The organism is Herbiconiux ginsengi (assembly GCF_900107435.1).
GTDB lineage: Bacteria > Actinomycetota > Actinomycetes > Actinomycetales > Microbacteriaceae > Herbiconiux > Herbiconiux ginsengi.
Map to the genome: position 1 here is coordinate 1,686,835 of NZ_FNPZ01000001.1, position 19,880 is coordinate 1,706,714.

Here is a 19,880-nt window from a genome sequence, read left to right on the forward strand (position 1 = left end):
TGACGCCGGTCGTCTGCCCCTCAGGGCGGCGGCCGGCGTTCGTCGTACCGCCCCGCTCTCAGGACGGCGGCACGGCATACTTCTCGAGGTCGTGGAGCACGGCATCGGAGACGGTCGCGGTGCCTCCAAGCACGACGATTCGCGTCGGCTTCAGCCGTGCGAGCTCCGTCTTGACCGGCTCCGGGATGCCGTCGGCAGTGACGAGCAGAACCGGCCCCACCCGGCGGATCGCGGCGGCCGATCCCGACAGCGCATCGGGGAAAACGGCACCCGATGCCACGAAGACGGTGTGGGTGCCGACGGGAAAGGTGCCGGCGGACACGTTCGCGGACACGGCGAATCGATCCGCGCCTGCGACGCGGGATGTCGGCGCGATCCGCGACAGCGTGGCTGTCACGGAGTCGTCGATCGTGTTCGTGCCGCCCAGCACCACGATAGCGCCGGGGCGAAGCCGCCCGAGTTCGGCCGCCACGAGGGTTGGGACGGAGTCCTTCGTGACCAGGAGGACGGGGCCACCCGCGTATCCCGCGGCGGCAGACCCGGACAGTGCATCGGGAAACACCGCCCCGGACGCGACGTAGGCCACTGGCGTCGACTCGCCGGACTGCCCGAAGGCACTCGCCGACACCGCGACGGACACGTCGAACCGATCCGCGCCGGCGATCCGCGTCACCGTGGGCGAGAATCCCGAGAGCGCGATCTGGACGGACTCGTCGATCGTGTTCGTTCCACCCAAGACGATGATCTTCTTCGGGTTCAGCCGGTGGAGCTCGGCGGCCACCGGGGTGGGTATGCAGTCTTTACCGACCAGCAGCACTGGCGCGTGCTGCGCACCGGCGGCTGCCGACCCGGACAGCGCATCCGGGAATGTCGCCCCGCTGGCGACATACGCCACAGGCACGCCCGACCCGAACGTATCCGCCGATACTGCTGCCGAAACCGCGAATCGATCGGCGCCGCCGATGCGCACCACCTCGGGAACCTCGGTCGTATCGCGGAGGTAGACCTGGGTGTTCACTTCAGCGTCCGGCACGAGGTTCGTGGCGTAGGAGTCGAAAGCGACCAGGCTTCCGTCGCCTGAGATGCTCGGCAAGAGTGAATCCAGGTTCCCAGCGTCGGCTCCCACTGTGGGGCGGCTCACCAGCGAGGTGATGCCCGCGGTGAGGTCGCGCTCGTAGACCTGTGTCACCAGACCGTATCCGCGTCCTTCGCGGGTGAGATCAGGCGAATTCGAGCGAAAGGCGATTGAGGTGCCGTCGGCCGAAATCGAGGGCAACCAGAAGTTGCCACGGGCCGCCTTTCCGTCGGCGGCATTGGGGCTGGCAAGGCGCGTCCCTTCTTCTCGCATGTCGCGCCAGTAGATCCCATTGCCGCTCGATGGCTGGTTTGTAAGGTCGTAGGCGTTGCTGAAGAAGGCGATCACGTTGCCGTCATGCGAGATCGTGGGAGATGTCGAGCTGAAGCGTGCCGCGGCGAGGCCCGATGCGTTGACGGTCACCAATTCGGTTGACGATCGGCTGCTCATCTCGCGCCGGAAGATCTGGGTGTAGCCATTGCCTGGGCGTCCGGAAAGCGCGTCGGCGCTCGCGAAGGCGATGAGGCTGCCGTCGCTCGAAATCGCCGGATCATTCGCGCCGGTCGGGGAACCGGCCGGCGTCAAAGTGGTGTCGACGCTCACCAGAGCGGTCGTGCGCGTGACGAGGTTGCGTTCGTAGATCTGGCGGACCCCGTAGGTGTTGTCGGAGGTCAGGTTGTCAGCCGTCGTGGTGAAGGCGACGGCCTGGCCGTTTCCCGACAGGGCGATCTGCGTGATCGCGGCGTTCGCGGTGACCAGGGCGTCGCTGAAGCTCGCGACCGTCGTCACGCCGGTTGCCCGCGTCCACACGAAGGCCTGCGGGGTGCCTGTTCGCGCCACGCCGACGATGTTCGTGGCTGCGGAAATGTAGGCGACGACACTTCCGTCGTCGGAGATCGACGGCTTCGTCGAATCCCCGTTGCCGGGACCGCTGCCACCTGCACTGACCAGCGTGGTGACGCCCGACGCCAGATCGCGAACGTAGAGCTGCCGCACGAAGCCGCCGGCTCCGGTGAGATCGGAGGCCTTCGAGGAGAAGGCGACGAACCGGCCGTCGGCGGAGATGGCCGGATCCGAGGAGTCGGCGTCGCCGGCTGCTCCCGTGCTCGAGACGGAGAGGATCTGCGTCTCACCCGCGCGCGGCAGAGCGGCGATCGCCGGAGCGGTGCCCGCGGCGAAAAGAAGAAACCCACTCAGGGTCATCGCTATCGCCACGTGAACCCGTCGCATGAATACTGACATAAACTCATGATAGCTACGCAGTAGGGTTTTGGAAGACCATGTCTTCCGACTCCCGCGCGCACCTCGGCCGCCTGCCCCTCGGGGCGGCGGTCGTGGTCGCTGTGGTGTGCGGCGTGCTGATGGCCACACAGTCCCGCATCAACGGGGAACTCGGCCGGCAGCTCGGCGACGGGTTCACCGCCGCGGCGCTGAGCTTCACGATCGGGCTCGTGATCGTGATGGTCATCGTCGGCTTCATGCCCTCGGCCCGCCGCGGCACCCGCTACGCCTTCCAGGAGGTGAAGCAGCGCCGGCTCCCGCTCTGGACCCTGTTCGCCGGTTTCGGCGGGGCGGTGTTCGTGCTCTCGCAGGGGCTCGCCTCCGCGGTCGTCGGCGTCTCGCTCTTCACCGTCGCCTTCATCGGCGGCCAGACCCTCAGTGGCCTGCTCGTCGACCGCGCCGGCCTCGGCCCCGGCGGCGTGCGTTACCTGACGCTCCGTCGCGTGCTCGGGGCCGGCATCGCGCTGGCCGTGGTGGTGTGGTCGATCCTCTCGCACATCGAGCCCGACATCCCGCTCTGGATGCTCGTGCTCCCGGTGATCGCCGGCGCCGTCGTGGCCGCTCAGCAGGCGGCCAACGGCCGGGTCGCCAACGCGACCGGGTCGGCGGTCACCTCGACGCTGTTCAACTTCATCGCGGGTTCCACGGCGCTCGTCGTGGTCGCCCTCGCGCACGCACTCCTCGTGGGCGGCCTGCCCGCAAGCTTCCCCGACACGTGGTGGCTCTACCTCGGCGGCCCGATCGGAGTCGTGTTCATCGTCGGGCTCGCCACGGCCGTGCGCACCACAGGGGTTCTCCTGCTCGGCCTGTGCTCGGTCGCCGGCCAGTTGGGCGGATCGATCGCGATCGACCTGGTCGCCCCCGGATCGGGCCACACGATCGACTGGACCACCCCGATCGCCGCCGGGCTCGTGGTGGTCGCCGTGCTCGTGGTGTCTCTGCCGCGGCGCCGAAGCGCTCGCGCGACCGTCACGGCTGAGACGATGAGTGCGCCATTCATCGGATGAATCTCCCCCTCAGGTGCTCGTCGTAGCCGGCCCCTCGGTAGGCTGATCGCATGTCCGATCTCTCGTCCGCCTCTGCCGCCATCGATGGGTCGCGGACCGACCGGGTCATCGACAGCATCAAGAGCATGATCGTGCAGGGCGAGCTGAAAGCCGGCGACCGTCTGCCCGTGGAGAAAGAGCTCTCTCGCCGCTTCGGGGTCTCGCGGGGTTCCTTACGCGAAGCGGTTCGCGCGCTCGCCAGCCTGGGGGTTCTGGAGACCCGGCAAGGTGCGGGCACCTACGTGACCGACCTCGATCCGACCGCTCTCCTGAGTCCCCTCGGCTTCTATGCGGATCTGCAGGATGCCGCCCAGGCCGCGCATCTGCTCTCCGTGCGCCGCGTGCTCGAGACCGAAGCCGCGGGGCTCGCGGCGATTCGACTCGGTGAGGAAGAGCTCGACGAGCTCGATGCGATCCTCGATGCGGTGCAAGCAGCTGTGACGCGGGGGTCGGTGAATCCCGAGGAGTTCATCGACGCCGACGCCGCCTTCCACCGCGCGATCGCGGCGGCGAGCGGCAATCCCGCCCTCTCCGCTCTGATCGACGCGCTCGTCACGCGCACGCTGCGCGGCCGGCTCTGGCGGGCGATCACGGATCGCGACTCCGTGAATGTCGCTCATGCGGAGCACCGCGCCGTGCTCGTGGCGCTCCGCGCACGCGATCCGCAGGGCTCGCGCATCCGGATGGCCGCTCACCTGCTCGGTGTCGAGGAGTTCGCTGCCGCTCACCCCGTCGAGACAGACCCCGGGACCCCGACGGATGCCGCCGCGAGCGATGCGGCGGACGCCTCGGACCAGTAGCTGCCCGTCGGGAACGTGTAGGTCGCGATCGTCTCGGCGTGCATTTCGGCGCTGTACCCCGGCTGCGTCGGAAGGAGGTAGTGCCCGTTCTTCACGATGCACGGATCGACGAAGTTCTCGTGCAGGTGATCGACGTACTCCGTCACGCGGTTCTCGAGCGATCCCGAGACGGCGACGTAGTCGAAGATGGACAAGTGCTGCACCAGCTCGCACAGCCCGACCCCGCCGGCGTGCGGGCAGACCGGCACGCCGAACTTGTGCGCGAGCAGGTAGACCGAGATGATCTCGTTCACGCTGGCCAGTCGCGCGGCGTCGAGTTGGCAGAAGTCGATCGCCTCGGCCTGGAACATCTGCTTGAACAGAACGCGGTTCATTCCGTGCTCGCCGGTGGCCACGCCGATCGGGGCGACTTCTCTGCGGATGCGCGCGTGCCCGAGCACGTCGTCGGGGCTGGTCGGCTCCTCGATCCACAAGGGCTTGAATTCCGCCAGCCGCCCGACCCATTCGATCGCCTCGGGCACGTCCCAGACCTGATTCGCGTCGATCATCAGGTTGGCATCCCACCCGATGACCTCGCGCGCGATCCGGAGACGCCGCACGTCGTCGTCGAGATCGGCTCCGACCTTCAGCTTCACGTGGTGGTAGCCCTCGTCGACGGCTTCCTGCAGGAGACGCCGGAGCTTGTCGTCGGAGTAGCCGAGCCAGCCGGCGCTCGTGGTGTAGCAGGGGTAACCGCCTCTGTCCTCGAGATCGGCGATGCGCGCCGTTCTCGAGGACAGCCCGCTTCGGAGGATCTCGAGTGCCTCGTCGCGGGTCAGTGCGTCACTCAGGTAGCGCAGGTCGGCCGCGTCGACGAGCTGCTCAGGCGTCATGTCGACGAGGAGTCGCCAGAGCGGAACGCCCGCTCGGCGCGCCGCCATGTCCCAGACGGCGTTCATGACCGCCGCCATGGCGAGATGCACCACACCCTTCTCCGGTCCGAGCCAGCGCAGTTGCGAGTCGGCGGCCAGCTCGCGATAGGTTCGGCCGAGGTCGTCGAGGATCTCGTCGACGTCTCGCCCGATGAGCGGCTGGGCGCGCTGACGTGCCGCTTCGGCGCACAGGTCGTTGCCGCGCCCGATGGTGAACGTGAAGCCGTGGCCGCGGAGCGCGCCGTCGGTCGTCAGCACGACATACGCGGCGGAGTAGTCCCCGTCCTTGTTCATGGCGTCGGATCCGTCGGCGCTGAGGGAGGTCGGAAAGCGCACGTCGTAGACGTCGACGCCCGTGATGATGGTCATTCGGTCAGGCCTTTCATCGGCGAGTGGGGAACGGGAATCGGGCCAGCGCCTCCCGGTGAGCGCGCGCCGTCGTGCCGCGCTCCAGAGGAGCGAAGGCGACGACGGCGATCGTTCTCCCTAGCCCGCATTTCATCTGATGATTAGTAGATCCTGCCACAGAATCGGCCGATATATGGATCGAATTCTGAAATTCATCTAATGAATACTGATCACCACCGGCCATCGACCATCGCGCGAACGACGAGCGATGGTCAGGCGGGGTGGCGTTCAGAGAAGGATGGCGACGACGACGATCAGTGCGGTGATCAACCAGAAGGCGATCATGAACACCCAGTCGCGGGCGCGGAACGGAACGAGGTGTCGCTCGGTGCGGGTGGGCGAGGCTCCGAAAGCCCGTGAGTCCATCGCGAGCGCGACGCGCTCGGCGTGCCGGATTCCGCCGGCCAGCAACGGCACGACCGTGCCGAGTCCGCGACGCAGCGCGGCGATCGGTCCTCGTCCCGCCGTCATCCCGCGCACCCGGTGCGCCTGGCGGATGACGTCGAGTTCGTGGCCGAAGCGGGGCACGAAGCGGTAAGCGGCCAGGGCGGTGTATCCCACGCGGTACGGCACGTGGAGCTGCTGCACGAGCGCGCGCACGAGATCGGGGCCGGTGGAGGTGAGCCCGGCGACGAGCGAGAGCGTCAGGATGCCGGCGAGTCGCAACGCGGTGGTGGCTCCCACCAGAAGCGCGCCGGCGTAGAGACGGTAGTCGCCGATCTGCAGCAGCACGGGCGTGTCGTCGACGCGCGACGCATCCGTCCACAGGCCCAGGCTCAGCGAGAGCACGACGGTCGCGAGGGGCAGGAGCACGAAGAGGCCGAGCAGCGCGCGGCCGGAGAGGTGCGCGCCGACCAGCAGCAGCGCGAGCGCGAGCGCGATCAGGGCGAGCGGGATGCCCGGCGCGCTCGAGAAGATCAGCAACGCCATCGCCGGCAGCGGCCCGGCGATCTTCGCGAGCGGGTTGAGGCGGTGCAGGAAACGGATCGGTCCGTGGTCGGGCGCGTCGGAGTAGGGGTCGCGGGCGAGCCGGTGGGGCGGCAGCGTTGCGCGGGTCACGGGGCGCCGCCGTCGGAGCGGTCGGGGGCCGGGGCGGGAGCGAGGTCGGCGAGCCGGGTGACCGCGTACCAGGCGGGGTCCGCCGCCGCCCGGAAGGCGCGGACCAGGGGCGGGGCGAGCAGCCCCGCTCGCTCGAGTGCGTCGCCGGCCAGCACCTCGGCGGTCGTTCCGGAGGCGGTGACGCGACCCTCGTCGAGCACCACGATGTGCGAGGCGTGGTCGGCCACGAGCTGCAGGTCGTGCGTGACCACGACGACCGTCGTGCCCTCGCGGTTGAGCGTGGTCAGGATGTCGAGCAACTCGGCGGCGCGCTCACGATCCTGGCCGAACGTCGGCTCGTCGAGAGCGAGCACCGGGGCGCCCGCGATGAGGGCCGTGCCCACCGAGAGTCGCCGCTTCTGCCCGCCGGAGAGGAGGAAGGGATGCGCGTCACGGTGCTCCGTGAGACCGAAGCGGGCGAGCATCCGGTCGACCCGGTCGGCGATCTCGGCCGGCGCCACCCGCTGTAGTTCGAGAGCGTGGGCGAGCTCGTCGGTCACGGTGGAGCGGATGAACTGATGCTCCGGATTCTGGAACACGAAGCCGATCGTGCGGGCGAGCGCGCGCACGTCGGCGCGGGCCGGATCGAGGCCGAGCACCTCGACCGTGCCGCGCGGAGGGGCCACGACACCGGCGACGGACTGCAGCAGGGTGGTCTTGCCGGCGCCGTTCGTGCCGACCACCGCCACGAAGGATCCGGGCGCGATGGCGAGGTCGATTCCGTGCAGGATCTCGGTTCGCCCCCGGCTGACGCGGAGGCCTGTGACCCGGATCGCGGGCTCGACGAGTGCAGCGGCGTGCGGGGTGCGCACCGGCGCCTCGACGGGGGAAGGACGCGCGGGCAGCGCATCCAGGGCCGCCGTCAGCTCGGGCGGGGTGAGCGGGAGGGACGGCACCGCGAAGCCCGCGGAGCGCAGGCGCAGGCCGGCGAGCGTCGCGCTCGGGAGCCAGACGCCGAGGGCGAGCAATTCGTCGACGTGCTCGCGCAGCACCTCGGCGGCTGGTCCGTCGAAGGCGAGCCGGCCCATCCGGTCGATCACGACGACCCGATCGACGATCTTCATCGCCGCATCGAGGTCGTGCTCGATCAGCACGAGCGCATGGTCACCGCCCCGCACCAATTCGCCGAGCACCGCGTACACCTCCTCGGTGCCGACCGGATCGAGGTTCGCGGTGGGCTCGTCGAGCACGATGACCGGGGAACGGAGGGCGAGCGCGCAGGCGATGGCGAGGCGTTGCCGGCCACCGCCCGAGAGCCGGTCGGGGTTCTCGCTCCGGCGCTCCCAGAGGCCGACCTGGCGCAGGGCCGTCTCGGCACGGGCGAGCACGTCTTCGACGGGGAGCGAGAGGTTCTCGGGGCCGAAGCACACCTCGTCGAGCAGTGTTCCGGTGACGATCTGCGCATCCGGGTCTTGGAAGACCATCGAGACCGTCTCGCTGAGCCGGGCGACCGTGGTGTCGGTGGTCGAGACGCCGTCGACCAGCACCGTTCCGTCGATGACGGCCGGAACCGCGTGGGGGATGAGACCGTCGAGCGCCAGGGCGAGCGTCGACTTGCCGCTTCCGGAAGGGCCGAGCAGCAGCACGACTTCGCCGGGCCGAACGTCGAAACTCACGCCGTCGGGCGTGAACCGGGCGTTGCCGTCGTGGCGGATGCGCGCATCCGCTACCCGGATGACGGGGGAGCTCGGGCTCATGGCGCCTTTCGGACGGCTTCGGACAGGGCGGATCGCGTCACTCTGCCCTCTAGCTTAGGTAAGCCTTGCCATTCCGGGAGAGGCGTTCGGGGGAGTGTGAGCCGCCCTCTGGGTTTTTCCAGCGAGGAGCCGCTATTCTCGTATGGCCCCCGGTTCTCTTCGCCGCCCGCGGAAACGGCCATCCGTAAGATCCCGAAAGCACTTCGTTTGACAAACCCGGAATCGCGATCCGACGAGAAGTCGGCTCGCAGAGCGCACCTCGACGGTTCGTCGACCCCGCTCACCCGGCGGCAGCTGCGCGAAGTGGCGCTCGAACGGGAGGCTCGGGATTCTGCGGCGGCCAGGGCATCCGAACCCAGGATGCTGAGCCGGCGGGAGCGGATCGCGGCCGAAGCCGCCGCGGCCCATGTGGCAGCCGCTGACACCTCGGCGGCCGAGATCTCAGCTGCCGACGTGGTCGCCGACGCCGCCGTGCCGGTCGTCACGACCGAGATCGTGATCGTGCCCGTGGCGGAGCCTGCTCCGCTCACCCGGCGCCAGCTGCGCGATCGCGAGCAGCAGCTGCGTGCCCGCGAGGCCGAGCTCCGCGCCGAGGAGATCGCCGATCTCGAGATCGCGGCCCTCGACTCCGGCCCCCTGGAGCCGGCGGTGGAGCTCGCGCTCGAACCCGTCGTGCCCGAGTCGGCCGTGGGGCGACTCGAAGCCGCCGAGCCGGCCCTTCACCTCGCGCCGTCGACCCGCCGCGAGCGGCGCCGGGCGTCCCAGCCGCTGCCGGCCGCTGCCACGCCCGAGGTCGCCGAGGCGGAATTCCTCGACACGGCGCCGCCCCCCGCCGCTCCGTCTGCGCCCGACTCCGCGCGGGTCTCGACGTCTGGCTCCGGCTTCGCCTCCGCGCCCCCCCTCGCCCCCGCGCCCGCCTTCGCTTCCGCGACACCGTTCTCCGAAGCATCCCTCGAACCGTTCGTGGCCCGATCGGCGTCGTTGGCGCTCTCCGCCCCGACCTCGCCGGCCGACCTCGCCTCTGACGACGCCGGTGCCGGCCGCGCCCGGGCATCCGTGGCCCGGGCCTCTGGCTCGCGTCGTCGCTCCGGCTCCGACCGCTCGACCAAGCCGCCGCGCCCCGGCCGCGGCGCCTGGGCCAGGGCCGGACTCACCGCCGTGGCCATGACCTTCGTGCTCGGCATCACGGCGGTCACCGCCATCCCCTCCACCGTCTCGGCCAGCCCCGTCGACGCGAACGTGGTGAACCTCAGCCTCAACGCGGGCACGGCGCCGGCCCCTCAGCAGCTGATCACGGCGGGCTCGGCCTCCGAGGTGGTCAACCGCGACGGTTACGCCGTCACCGATGCGGGCGAGCTGCAGGCTGCGGGCTACTCCACGGCGCAGCTGCTCGTGGGCCGCTCGCTCGCGCAAGAGCTGGTGAACGCGGTCGACGCGGGCAAGCTCGTCGGCTCGACACCCGATCACATCAAGGAGATCCGCTGGATCGCCCAGGGCGTCACGGTTCCCGACTGCGGCGTCGACTACCGCGTGCTCGAGATCATCGCCATCGCCGTGCGCAACTTCGACCAGGTGGGCGTGAGCGACATCAACCGCAAGTGCACCGGCCAGATCGAGGGTGCGGGCACCAGCTCCTCGCATTACATCGACGGTGGCGGCCACGCCGTCGACTTCTACTTGCTCAACAACAAGAGCCTCGACGGCACCGATGCCGGCACGCTCAAGCTGATCAGCCTGCTCGACCCGGTGATGCCCGTGGGCTCGCACGTCGGCCAGGCCCAGTGCCGTGCCTCCGCCGGCATCAAGCTGCAGCTGACCAACTGGACCGAGTTCGACGACGCCTGCACGCACATGCACGTCGACGTGCCGGTGACGGATGCGCCGCTCCTGCTCACCGACGACGCCCTGCTCGCCGCGCAGTAGCGCGAGGCCGGCGGCTACGGCCGATCGGTGGGCCGTGCGATGCCGCGGGCGACGCCCGTCGCCGCGAGCGCCCGGGCGACGGCGATCGCGAGCAGCGTGAAGATCACGGGCGACAGCACCGAACCGGCCACGAGCACGATCGCGCCGGCCGGGTCGAGTTCGCGGGCGCCCACCAGGCGGTACATGCCGATGGCGAGGATGATTCCCGCGAACACGGCGCCGGCCACGAAGAGCCACGCGGGCCAGCGGCGGTAGCGGAAGATCAGGAAGGGCAGCTCCTGCACCGCGCCGATGCCGACGGCGATCAGCGCGGCCAGAAAGCCCAGCGGCTGGAAGGCGGCCGAGACGAGACCCGAGAGCACTGCCACGAGCAAGGCGACCCCGCCGCGACGGAACAGGTATTGCGCCACGGCGCCCGGCAGGAAGTACACCCCCAACGTCAGCCCGTAGAGCATCGGCACGACCGCGTTGATCGTGCCACCGAGGTACGACGCCATGATGTACAGGATGCCGCCGGCGACCCCGATCGCAGCGCAGCTGAGCAGCAGGCGGGTGCTGGTGTTCTTCATCTGTCCTCCAGCAGAAGTCTAGGGCGGCCCGGCGCTGCTCCCGCCGCGGAGCCGTGCGCGTGCGACGATCTCACCATGGGAGAACGAGAATCCCGCACGGCGCGGATGCGCCACGCCCGCGTGCGCTTCGCGGTGATGGGTGCGGTCGGGCTGGCCGTGGCAGCGGCATCCGCTCTGCTGGGTTACATCCAGGTGGCGGCGATCGCCGGCTGGGGGGCGGCGTGCGTCGTCTACCTGCTCTGGATCTGGTCGAAGGTCGGAACGATGGATGCGCGGGAGACCGAGGAGCACGCCTTCCGTGAGGATCCGACCCGCACCGTCAGCGACGTTCTGCTCATCCTGGCGAGCATTGCGAGCGTGGTGGTGGTGATCTACGTGCTGGTGCTCTCGAACGGCTCCGCGGGTGTCGAGCGCGACGTGCTGAGCGGCATCGCCGTGCTCAGCGTGGTGCTCTCCTGGTGTCTCGTGCACACCCTCTACACACTGCGGTACGCCGTGGTCTACTACTCGGGCACGCGCGGCGGCGTCTCGTTCAATCAGGACGAGCTGCCCCGTTACGCCGACTTCGCCTACCTGGCGTTCACGCTGGGCATGACCTACCAGGTGTCCGACACCAACCTCACCTCCTCGGCCATCCGGATGACGGCGCTCCGGCACGCCTTGCTGTCCTACCTCTTCGGGTCGGTCATCCTGGCGAGCCTCGTGAACCTCTTGGCAGGGTTCACGCCGTGACGCTAGCGTGGTGACACCGTCCGCACGAGGGGGTGCGGCACGAACGAAGGAGTTCTCATGGCTCAACGACCCGGGGGAGTCACCCTCGTCGCCGTCATCGTCTGGATCCAGGGCCTGCTGACCCTGATCGGCGGCATCATCGCCCTGATCGGCGCGTTCGCCCCCGGCGTGGTGGGCGGGGCCTTCCTCGCCGTGGCGATCATCTCGATCGTCATCGGCATCATCACCATCGCCGTCGGATTCGGGCTGTTGCGCGGCAGCAACGGCGCGCGCATCCTCACCACCGTCGTGCTCGTCATCTCGCTGGCCACCGCGATCTTCTCCCTGTTCACCACCAACAGCTTCTGGAGTCAGGTGGTCAGTGCGCTGCTCGCGGTGATCGGCCTCATCCTGCTCTACACGCAGCGCGCGAACGAGTACTTTCGCGAATGAGTGAGTAATTCTCGTCGAACTGCTGCACTTCATCGACCGAAGTGCCATACTGCTGAGGAATTGTCATCTACTCAGGAGTGTGAATCATGCCGGTCATCACCGATTCAGTGCACGACAAACGGTATGGGCGCGGGCGGCGCCGGATGGCCGCGGTCCTCGCGGCCGGTGCCGTGGTGGGAGCCGTTGCGTTCGCGCCCTCGGCGGCGAACGCCGACGAGCTCATTCCGGTGTTGAACGACGACGCCTACACGCTCACGGCGGGTCAGACCTTCACCACTCCTGCCGGACAGGGGGTGTTCGCGAACGACGTCGACCTCGGGCTGACTCCGCTCATCTCCATCGTGACCGGCCCGTCGCACGGCACCATCGACGGTCTCGGCGAGGGCGGGGAGTTCACCTACACACCTGACAGCAGGTTCTCGGGCGAGGACTCCTTCGTCTACTGCGTGAAACTGGCCAAGGCCATCCCGTGCCTGCCGCTGCTCACGGGCACGGTGACGCTCACGGTCGACCCCACGATCGAGCGCATCGGCGGCGCCGACCGCTATGCGGTGTCGGCGGGCGTCTCGGCGAAGTTCGCGAGTGAGATCGACACCGTCTACGTGGCGTCGGGCGCGGTGTTCCCCGATGCCCTCTCCGCCTCGGCGGCGGCCGGAGCGCAAGACGCTCCCGTGCTCCTGGTCACCAAAGACACGATTCCGGCGCTGGTCGACGCCGAGCTGAGGCGGCTGCAGCCCCACCGGATCGCGCTGATGGGCGGCCCGAACACCATCAGCCCCGCCATCGAGACGGCACTCGGCGCCTACGCCGATGTGGTGGAGCGCGTCGGCGGCGCCGACCGCTACGCCGTCTCCGCAGCGGTCTCGCGTGGTGTCTTCGCTCCGCAACCCGCCGTGGCCTACGTGGCCTCGGGCGAGGTGTTCCCGGATGCGCTGTCGGGCTCGGCGGCGGCCGGATTGCTGGGCGGGCCGGTGCTGCTCGTCACGAAGACCGGAGTACCGGCCGATGTGAAGACCGAGCTGGAGCGCCTCGACCCCGACCGCATCGTGGTGCTCGGCGGCACGAACACGATCGCCGAGTCGGTCGCCACCGGTCTCACCGCCATCGCGCCGACCACGCGCATCGATGGCGCCGACCGCTACGCCGTGTCGTCGAGCGTCTCGGCCGATGCCTTCGACGTCGACGACACCGGCACCGTGTACGTGGCCTCGGGCGAGGTGTTCCCGGATGCGCTGTCCGGCTCGGCCGCCGCCATCCAGTTCCATGCTCCCGTGCTGCTCGTGACGAAGGACAGCGTCCCGGCCACGATCGTGTCGGAGTTGGAGCGGATCGACCCGGTTCACATCGTGGTGCTCGGTGGGGTCAACACCATCTCCGAGGCCACCTACATGAAGCTGGCCACCTACCTGGGTTAGGCGGTCTCAGACAGGCGACGGTCGGTTCTCCCCGGAGCCGGCCGTCGTCGCCGTCAGAAGAGGGCGACGAGGGCGAAGATCACGCCGAGCACGGCCGTGGCGATCAACAGCACGGCGATGCGGGTGAGCGGCGTCCACGCGGAGACCCGGCTCTTGCGGGCGGCAGCGCGCCGGGAGAAGAAGAGGGTCGCGCCGGCGCCCACCGCCACCAGGGCCGCGATCGCGGTGCCGATCAGGAAGCCGCCGCGCAGGCACGCGAAGGCGAGCAGCAGCGCGACCATCGCGGTGGACAGCGCCGTGCGCTGCCAGGCCAAGGCGGTGCGCTCGGGCTGCAGACCCGGGTCACGCGGCTTCGTCGCATCGCTCCGCACCGGCTTCGGGGTCACAGCGCCCGTCCGATCTCGAAGAGGGCGTAGCCGCCGAGCACGAGCGCCAGAACCACCACGCCGCCGACGAGCCACGGGAGGGCGGCAGGAGCCGGGAGCGGCCGGTCCTCGCGGAGCGCGCGTTCGATCCGTCGCCACGAGAAGAGAGCCGAGGCGGCCAGCGCGCCGCCGGCGAGACAGGCGACCAGGGCGATGACGTCGACCACCCAGGGCAGATCGGCGATGGTCGCGAGCGTCGTGAGAGCCACGCCGCCGGCCACGAGCGAGAGGCCCGTTCTCACCCAGGCGAGGGCCGTGCGTTCGTTGGCGAGGCTGAATCGCACGTCCGGCTCGTGGCCGACGCCGTAGACCGATCGCGGGCGGCGCGCATCCGGTGCCCGATCGGGTTCGGTGCCCGCGGGGCTCGCGGCCGATTCATCCATACTCGAACTCTAACGGGCCCGATCCGACGCCGAAGGGCCGGCCACCTGAGGCGACCGGCCCTTCGGCCGTGCTCTCGAGATCACATCGGGGGCATCAGCACCGAGTCGATGAGGTACACGGTGGCGTTGGCGGTGTGCACGCCGCCGCAGATGACCTTGGCACCGTTGACCATGATGTCGTCGCCGCTGCCGGTGACCTCGACGGTGCCGCCTTCGACGGTGGTCTGGGTTCCGTCGATCGCGTCAGGCGAGATCTGGCCGGGGATCACGTGGTAGGTGAGGATCTCGGTGAGCGTCGCGGCGCCCTCCGGGGTCTTCAGCGAGTCGAGGGTCGCGGCGTCGATCTTGGCGAACGCGTCGTCGACCGGGGCGAAGACGGTGAACTCGCTGCCGTTCAGGGTGTCGACGAGGTCGACGTCGGGGTTGACCCCACCGGAGACCGCGGCTACCAGGGTCGTGAGCAGCGGGTTGTTCGAGGCGGCGGTGGCGACCGGGTCGGCGGCCATGCCCGCCACGGAGCCTGCGCCGTCCGGCACGGCATCCGCGTAGGCGGCGCAACCCGAGCCGACGAGGTCGGATGCCGGATCGGCCATCGCTTCGGGGCTGGGCGTCGCCATCTCCGTGGGAGCACTCGACTCCTCGCTCGACGACGAGCCGGACGAGTCGGTGCTGGAGCCGGAACATCCGGCCAGACCGAACGTGGCGACGGCGGCGATTGCGAGAGCCGTCAGTGTGTGGCGCTTGGTGATACGCATGGACCTTCTCCTTCAGGGATCGGTTGAAACCGGCCCCTGAACAGCGATTTCATCGCGATGCCAGGGGGCCGAGCCTTCAGGAGGTCTTCGGAGGAGCCTGGGCATCGGATTGGAAATCGCTAGCCGAACGCCTCGACGATCGGCCGGAACTTCATCTTCGTCTCGAGATATTCGCGCTCCGGATCGGAGTCGGCCACGATGCCGCAGCCCGCGAACGCCGTGATGTCGCCGGATCCGTCGACCTGGGCCGACCGGAGCGCCACCGCCCACTCCCCGTCGCCGTCGGCTCCGACCCACCCCACCGGCCCGGCGTAGCGGCCGCGGTCGAAGGGTTCGAGTTCGTGGATGAGGGCCAACGCCGCGGGAGTCGGGGTTCCCGCCACCGCCGCGGTGGGGTGCAGCGCCGCGATCAGGTCGAGCGAGGTCGAGCCGTCGCTCAGCGTGCCCTCGATGTCGCTCGCGAGGTGCCAGAGGTTCGGCAGCTTCAGGGTGAACGGGATCTCGCTCACGGTCAGGTTGCGGCTGTGCGGCGTGAGGGCGGCCATCACGCTGGTCACCGCGTAGCCGTGCTCGTCGAGGTCTTTGGTGGAGGTGGCCAGGGCGACCGCCTTCTCCTGGTCGGCCTCGGCATCCGTGCCGCGCGAGGTCGTTCCGGCGAGCACGCGCGCACTGACGGTTCCGTGGTCGACGCGCACGAGCGTCTCGGGGCTCGAGCCCACGAAGCCGTCGACGGCGTAGGTCCAGCAGTCGGGGTAGCCGAGGGCGAGGTCGGTGAGCGGGCGGCGGAGGTCGGAGCCGGCCGGCAGGTGGCCGGTGAGGTCACGAGCGAGCACCACCTTGCTGAGCTGCTGGTCGGCGATACGGGCCACGGCGGCATCGACGGATGCGCGGAAGCCCTCCGGAGACACGGCACCCGGCAAGAGCGAGATGCGATATTCGGCGCCGAGCGGTCGCGCGGTGGGGGCGGTGACGGAGGCCGGATCTTCGCCCTCGACGGTGATGCGGGTGATCCAGAATCGCCCGTCGCGCTTGCCGAGCACGAGACGCGGCACGATCAGCACGCTGGTGGCGGCCGAGTCGTCGGCGAAGGCGAAGGTGCCGAAGGCCACGAGCCCGGTGCCGGAGGCGGCGATCGGGTCGACGACCGTGGCGGCGTCGGCCACCTCTTTCCAGACGGCGCAAGCGTCGAGCATCCGGTCGGGGCCGGAGAACTCCAGCCGTAGGGCCTCGCCGACGCCGGCGATGCCCTGGCCCTTGCGCATCCAGATCAGCGGATGCCGCGGATCGATGAGCGGGATCAGGAGCTTCAGGTCGTCCACCCCGGTGGTCTCGACGCGCAGCCGCGGAACCCGGGGAGTATCGCTCACCGAATCAGCTTACGCCCGGCTCCGGGGCACTCCGTCGCCCCGCCGGCGCGGGTGCACGGCAACCCACCGTAAACTGTGACGGTGACTAAGGCAGACCTCACCAAGCGACCCGAGCAGGTCTCTGCCATGTTCGACCAGGTGGCGGCCGGCTACGACCGCACCAACACCGTGCTCTCGGTCGGCAACGCGACGCTCTGGCGGGTGGCCACCACGCGCGCCGTCGCCCCACGCCCGGGCGAACGCATCCTCGATCTCGCGGCCGGCACCGGCACCTCCAGTGCATCGCTCGCCCGCAGCGGCGCGCACGTCGTGGCCGCCGACTTCTCGCCCGGCATGATCGAGGTGGGCAGGAAGCAGCAGGCGGGCATGCCGAACATCGAGTTCGTGGTGGCCGACGGCATGAACCTGCCGTTCGGCGACGACGAGTTCGACGCCGTCACCATCTCGTTCGGTCTGCGCAACATCGTGGAGCCGCAGACGGCGCTCGCTGAACTGTTCCGCGTGACCAAGCCCGGCGGCCGCATCGTGATCTGCGAGTTCAGCACTCCGGCGGCGCCGATCCGCTCCGCCTATTACTGGTATCTCAAGCACGTCATGCCGACGCTGGCGAAGGCGGTCTCGTCGAACGTGCCCGCCTACGGCTACCTCTTCGAGTCGATCGAATCCTGGCCCGACCAGAAGACCCTCGCGGCCTGGTTGCGCACGGCGGGGTTCGAGCAGGTGAGATACCGCGACCTGAGCGCGGGCATCGTGGCGTTGCACAAGGGCACGAAGCCGGCGGCGAAGCCCACGCGGCCGCACGCGGAAGAAAAGTAGGCTAGTGAACGTGACCCCCAGTCTCCGCCGCGCCACGGGCCGGTCCACCCCGCTCTCGCTCGCGGACCGCCTGTTCTCCACGGGAGAAGACCGGCGCACCGCCCGGCTCATCGAAGACAGCATCGACGCGCTCGAGCTCCGGCTCGCCGTCGAGACCAAGTTCACCGGCGGCCTGGTGGATGTCGTCTCCCGCTACCTGCTCGACGCCGGGGGCAAGCGGGTGCGCCCCATTCTGGCCTTCCTCACCGCACAGCTGGGCGACGGGGTGACCGACGAGGTGGTCACGGCTGCCACGTCGATCGAGCTCACGCACCTCGCCTCCCTCTATCACGACGACGTGATGGACGATGCGGATCAGCGTCGGGGGGTGCCGAGCGCCCAGAACGTGTGGGGCAACTCGGTCGCGATCCTCACCGGCGATCTCCTGTTCGCACGGGCCAGCGCGCTGCTCGCCCAGCTCGGCGAGCGGGCCATCCGGCTGCAGGCCGACACCTTCGAGCGGCTCTGCCTCGGGCAGCTCAACGAGACCATCGGCCCGCAGGACGGCGAAGACGTGGTGGCGCACTACCTGCGCGTGCTGGCCGACAAGACAGGCTCGCTCATCTCCGCCTCCGCGCAGCTGGGCATCATCTTCTCGAGCGCCGATTCGTCGTACGAGGAGCCGGTGCGCGAGTTCGGTGAGAAGGTGGGCATCGCGTTCCAGCTCGTCGACGACGTGATCGACATCGCGCCGAGCGACGAGGAGTCGGGCAAGACGCCGGGCACCGACATCCGGGCCGGCGTCGCGACGCTGCCCGTGCTCTACCTGAGGCAGGCGGCGGCCACCGACCCGAACGCCGCGGCGCTGCTCGCCAGGCTGACTCCCGAGGCTCTCGAGGCCGGGGGAGACGCGGCCGACGACGCGATCCGGGCACTCCGGGAGCACCCGGTCACCCAGCGCACCGTCGACGAGGCCCGCCGCTTCGCCCGCGAGGCCATCGAGGCCCTCGCCCCCCTGCCCGCCGGCACGGTGAAGAAGACCCTCATCCGCTTCGCCGACACCGTGGTCGAGCGCACCAGCTAGCCATCCGCTTCGCGTATCCGAATCGGATGCGTGCACCCCAGACGCCGAGCGTCTACCGATCCGAAGGAACTCACCGTGACCAAGCTCCGTTTGGCCATCGTCGGAGCCGGCCCCGCCGGGATCTACGCCGCAGACCTGCTCGTGAAGGCCGAGCGTCATTTCGACGTCTCGATCGACCTGTTCGAGCAGCTGCCCGCCCCCTACGGCCTCGTTCGCTACGGCGTCGCTCCCGACCACCCGCGCATCAAGGGCATCATCACCGCGCTCCGCGAGGTGCTCGACTCGGGCGTCATCCGCTTCTTCGGCAACGTGCGCTACGGCGTCGACATCACGCTCGACGACCTCAAGAAGCACTACAACGCCGTCATCTTCGCAACCGGCGCCATCCGCGACGCCTCGCTGAACGTCCCCGGCATCGACCTCGAGGGATCCTACGGCGCCGCCGACTTCGTGAGCTGGTTCGACGGTCACCCGGATGTTCCGCGCACCTGGCCGCTCGAGGCCCAGTCGGTCGCCGTGATCGGCAACGGCAACGTGGCGCTCGACGTCTCGCGCATCCTGGCCAAGCACGCCGACGACCTGCTGGTGACCGAGATCCCGGCGAACGTCTACGAAGGGCTCAAGGCCTCGCCCGTCACCGACGTGCACGTGTTCGGCCGGCGCGGCCCGGCCCAGGTGAAGTTCACGCCGCTGGAGCTCCGCGAGCTCGGTGAGATGAACGACGTCGACATGATCGTGGCCGACGAGGACTTCGAGCTCGACGACGCCTCGAAGGCGGCCATCGAGTCGAACAAGCAGGTCTTCGTCATCAACAAGGTGCTGAACCAGTGGCGCGAGCGGCCGGTCGGGCAGGCGTCGCGGAGGCTGCACCTGCACTTCTATGCGAAGCCGCTCGAGATCGTCTCCGACGGAGCGGGCCGGGTCGCGGCCATCCGTTACGAGCGTACGAAGCCGGATGCGGCGGGTGGGGTCGTCGGAACCGGGGAGATCCGCGAGATCCCGATCCAGGCCCTCTACCGCGCGGTGGGCTACTTCGGCTCGCCGCTGGACGGCATCCCCTTCGACGACCACCACGGCGTCATCCCGAACCACGAGGGCCAGGTGCTCGACGACCACAACGAGGTCATCCCGGGCGTCTACGCCACGGGCTGGATCAAGCGCGGTCCGGTCGGCCTCATCGGCCACACCAAGTCCGACGCGATGGAGACGCTCTCGCACCTGGTGCGCGATCAGGCGAATTGGTGGAGCCCGGCCGATCCGTCGGAGGAGGCCGTGCCGGCGCTGCTCGCATCGAGAGGCGTCGCCTACACCGACCTCGAAGGCTGGCACAAGCTCGACCAGCACGAGCTGGCGCTCGGCGCGTCCGACACCCCGCCGCGCCTGCGCATCAAGGTGGTGCCGCGCGAGGAGATGATCGAGATCTCCCGCGCCTGAGCCGGCTCGCGTCGCTCAGCGGCGCACCCGGGAGCGCTGCCCGCCGGGGTCGACTCGGACGACTTCGTCGAGGCCTGCGCCCGCGCGCGCGTGCTGATCTCGCCCGGCGAGGAGTGGTTCCCCGCCGAGCCCACCGGGGCCTTCGTGCGGCTGAACTACTCGGGGCCCGACCCGGGGCGGTTCGAGGAGGCGGTGCGCGTGATGGCCGGGTTGCTGGGCGGTCGCCAGCCGACCTAGGCGCCGGCCTCGC

The 19,880-nt window shown here is 69.7% G+C and carries 19 protein-coding genes; 10 read left to right on the forward strand and 9 right to left on the reverse strand.

What is annotated here, in order from left to right:
- Window positions 1–58 precede the first annotated feature (58 nt).
- Window positions 59–2,317 (reverse strand): cell wall-binding repeat-containing protein, encoded by a 2,259-nt coding sequence (locus BLW00_RS07935; RefSeq protein WP_092551522.1) that lies wholly within the window; start codon window positions 2,315–2,317, stop codon window positions 59–61.
- 38 nt (window positions 2,318–2,355) lie between these two features.
- Between BLW00_RS07935 and BLW00_RS07940 the strand changes: the two genes are divergently transcribed.
- Entirely contained in the window at window positions 2,356–3,363 is a 1,008-nt protein-coding gene (locus BLW00_RS07940; protein ID WP_092551525.1) for a DMT family transporter, read from the forward strand.
- A gap of 50 nt (window positions 3,364–3,413) precedes the next feature.
- Window positions 3,414–4,202, forward strand: coding sequence for a FadR/GntR family transcriptional regulator (locus BLW00_RS07945; RefSeq protein WP_092551528.1), 789 nt, complete (start codon window positions 3,414–3,416; stop codon window positions 4,200–4,202).
- Here BLW00_RS07945 and BLW00_RS07950 read toward each other — a convergent pair.
- The 3 genes from BLW00_RS07950 to BLW00_RS07960 all read right to left on the reverse strand — a co-directional run bounded on the left by BLW00_RS07950 (window position 4,127) and on the right by BLW00_RS07960 (window position 8,316).
- On the reverse strand, window positions 4,127–5,482 hold the full coding sequence (locus BLW00_RS07950; protein WP_092551531.1) for an L-fuconate dehydratase: 1,356 nt from the start codon (window positions 5,480–5,482) through the stop codon (window positions 4,127–4,129). The genes BLW00_RS07945 and BLW00_RS07950 overlap by 76 nt on opposite strands.
- Before the next feature lie 267 nt (window positions 5,483–5,749).
- Window positions 5,750–6,580, reverse strand: coding sequence for an energy-coupling factor transporter transmembrane component T family protein (locus tag BLW00_RS07955; RefSeq protein WP_407650956.1), 831 nt, complete (start codon window positions 6,578–6,580; stop codon window positions 5,750–5,752).
- Window positions 6,577–8,316: an ABC transporter ATP-binding protein gene (locus BLW00_RS07960; RefSeq protein ID WP_092551534.1), complete on the reverse strand. Its 1,740-nt coding sequence runs from the start codon at window positions 8,314–8,316 to the stop codon at window positions 6,577–6,579. The genes BLW00_RS07955 and BLW00_RS07960 overlap by 4 nt, the downstream gene beginning before the upstream one ends.
- Window positions 8,317–8,523: 207 nt before the next feature.
- Here BLW00_RS07960 and BLW00_RS07965 point away from each other — a divergent pair, with 207 nt between their 5' ends.
- Complete coding sequence (locus tag BLW00_RS07965) at window positions 8,524–10,239, forward strand: hypothetical protein (protein WP_092551537.1); 1,716 nt, start codon at window positions 8,524–8,526, stop codon at window positions 10,237–10,239.
- Window positions 10,240–10,253: 14 nt separating this feature from the next.
- Here BLW00_RS07965 and BLW00_RS07970 read toward each other — a convergent pair whose 3' ends face one another.
- On the reverse strand, window positions 10,254–10,808 hold the full coding sequence (locus BLW00_RS07970) for an ECF transporter S component (protein WP_092551540.1): 555 nt from the start codon (window positions 10,806–10,808) through the stop codon (window positions 10,254–10,256).
- 75 nt (window positions 10,809–10,883) lie between these two features.
- Here BLW00_RS07970 and BLW00_RS07975 point away from each other — a divergent pair, with 75 nt between their 5' ends.
- From BLW00_RS07975 to BLW00_RS07985, 3 genes are all read left to right on the forward strand, one after another.
- The gene (locus tag BLW00_RS07975; protein ID WP_092551543.1) at window positions 10,884–11,540 is read left to right on the forward strand and encodes a DUF1345 domain-containing protein; all 657 of its coding nucleotides are present in this window, start codon (window positions 10,884–10,886) and stop codon (window positions 11,538–11,540) included.
- A gap of 57 nt (window positions 11,541–11,597) precedes the next feature.
- Window positions 11,598–11,972 (forward strand): hypothetical protein, encoded by a 375-nt coding sequence (locus BLW00_RS07980; protein WP_092551546.1) that lies wholly within the window; start codon window positions 11,598–11,600, stop codon window positions 11,970–11,972.
- A gap of 86 nt (window positions 11,973–12,058) precedes the next feature.
- Complete coding sequence (locus tag BLW00_RS07985; protein WP_092551549.1) at window positions 12,059–13,387, forward strand: cell wall-binding repeat-containing protein; 1,329 nt, start codon at window positions 12,059–12,061, stop codon at window positions 13,385–13,387.
- A 53-nt stretch (window positions 13,388–13,440) separates the two neighbouring features.
- On the opposite strand, the gene BLW00_RS07990 is transcribed toward BLW00_RS07985, so the two are convergent.
- From BLW00_RS07990 to BLW00_RS08005, 4 genes are all read right to left on the reverse strand, one after another.
- Window positions 13,441–13,773, reverse strand: a complete 333-nt coding sequence (locus BLW00_RS07990; protein WP_092551553.1) for a DUF202 domain-containing protein — start codon at window positions 13,771–13,773, stop codon at window positions 13,441–13,443.
- Window positions 13,770–14,195, reverse strand: a complete 426-nt coding sequence (locus BLW00_RS07995; protein WP_092551556.1) for a YidH family protein — start codon at window positions 14,193–14,195, stop codon at window positions 13,770–13,772. Before BLW00_RS07995 ends, BLW00_RS07990 begins: the two co-directional genes overlap by 4 nt.
- A gap of 80 nt (window positions 14,196–14,275) precedes the next feature.
- On the reverse strand, window positions 14,276–14,950 hold the full coding sequence (locus BLW00_RS08000) for a fasciclin domain-containing protein (RefSeq protein ID WP_092551559.1): 675 nt from the start codon (window positions 14,948–14,950) through the stop codon (window positions 14,276–14,278).
- A gap of 119 nt (window positions 14,951–15,069) precedes the next feature.
- Window positions 15,070–16,317, reverse strand: a complete 1,248-nt coding sequence (locus BLW00_RS08005) for an isochorismate synthase (protein ID WP_245741378.1) — start codon at window positions 16,315–16,317, stop codon at window positions 15,070–15,072.
- Window positions 16,318–16,443: 126 nt separating this feature from the next.
- On the opposite strand from BLW00_RS08005, the gene BLW00_RS08010 reads away from it, so the two are divergent.
- The 4 genes from BLW00_RS08010 (at window position 16,444) to BLW00_RS22880 (ending at window position 19,867) form a co-directional block, all read left to right on the forward strand.
- Entirely contained in the window at window positions 16,444–17,133 is a 690-nt protein-coding gene (locus BLW00_RS08010; protein ID WP_092551562.1) for a class I SAM-dependent methyltransferase, read from the forward strand.
- 10 nt (window positions 17,134–17,143) lie between these two features.
- Window positions 17,144–18,196, forward strand: a complete 1,053-nt coding sequence (locus tag BLW00_RS08015) for a polyprenyl synthetase family protein (protein ID WP_092552185.1) — start codon at window positions 17,144–17,146, stop codon at window positions 18,194–18,196.
- Window positions 18,197–18,271: 75 nt separating this feature from the next.
- Window positions 18,272–19,630: an FAD-dependent oxidoreductase gene (locus BLW00_RS08020; protein ID WP_092551565.1), complete on the forward strand. Its 1,359-nt coding sequence runs from the start codon at window positions 18,272–18,274 to the stop codon at window positions 19,628–19,630.
- A gap of 90 nt (window positions 19,631–19,720) precedes the next feature.
- Window positions 19,721–19,867, forward strand: coding sequence for a hypothetical protein (locus BLW00_RS22880; protein ID WP_175494182.1), 147 nt, complete (start codon window positions 19,721–19,723; stop codon window positions 19,865–19,867).
- Window positions 19,868–19,880 lie beyond the last annotated feature (13 nt).

Excerpts from the sequence above, each read along its gene's own strand:
- BLW00_RS07995 (WP_092551556.1), bottom strand. The coding sequence starts at position 14,195 with ATGGATGAATCGGCCGCGAGCCCCGCGGGCACCGAACCCGATCGGGCA.
- BLW00_RS07970 (WP_092551540.1), bottom strand. The coding sequence starts at position 10,808 with ATGAAGAACACCAGCACCCGCCTGCTGCTCAGCTGCGCTGCGATCGGG.
- BLW00_RS07985 (WP_092551549.1), top strand. The coding sequence starts at position 12,059 with ATGCCGGTCATCACCGATTCAGTGCACGACAAACGGTATGGGCGCGGG.
- BLW00_RS07975 (WP_092551543.1), top strand. The coding sequence starts at position 10,884 with ATGGGAGAACGAGAATCCCGCACGGCGCGGATGCGCCACGCCCGCGTG.
- BLW00_RS07940 (WP_092551525.1), top strand. The coding sequence starts at position 2,356 with ATGTCTTCCGACTCCCGCGCGCACCTCGGCCGCCTGCCCCTCGGGGCG.
- BLW00_RS07950 (WP_092551531.1), bottom strand. The coding sequence starts at position 5,482 with ATGACCATCATCACGGGCGTCGACGTCTACGACGTGCGCTTTCCGACC.
- BLW00_RS07980 (WP_092551546.1), top strand. The coding sequence starts at position 11,598 with ATGGCTCAACGACCCGGGGGAGTCACCCTCGTCGCCGTCATCGTCTGG.
- BLW00_RS07945 (WP_092551528.1), top strand. The coding sequence starts at position 3,414 with ATGTCCGATCTCTCGTCCGCCTCTGCCGCCATCGATGGGTCGCGGACC.
- BLW00_RS07935 (WP_092551522.1), bottom strand. The coding sequence starts at position 2,317 with ATGTCAGTATTCATGCGACGGGTTCACGTGGCGATAGCGATGACCCTG.
- BLW00_RS07960 (WP_092551534.1), bottom strand. The coding sequence starts at position 8,316 with ATGAGCCCGAGCTCCCCCGTCATCCGGGTAGCGGATGCGCGCATCCGC.
- BLW00_RS08010 (WP_092551562.1), top strand. The coding sequence starts at position 16,444 with ATGTTCGACCAGGTGGCGGCCGGCTACGACCGCACCAACACCGTGCTC.
- BLW00_RS08000 (WP_092551559.1), bottom strand. The coding sequence starts at position 14,950 with ATGCGTATCACCAAGCGCCACACACTGACGGCTCTCGCAATCGCCGCC.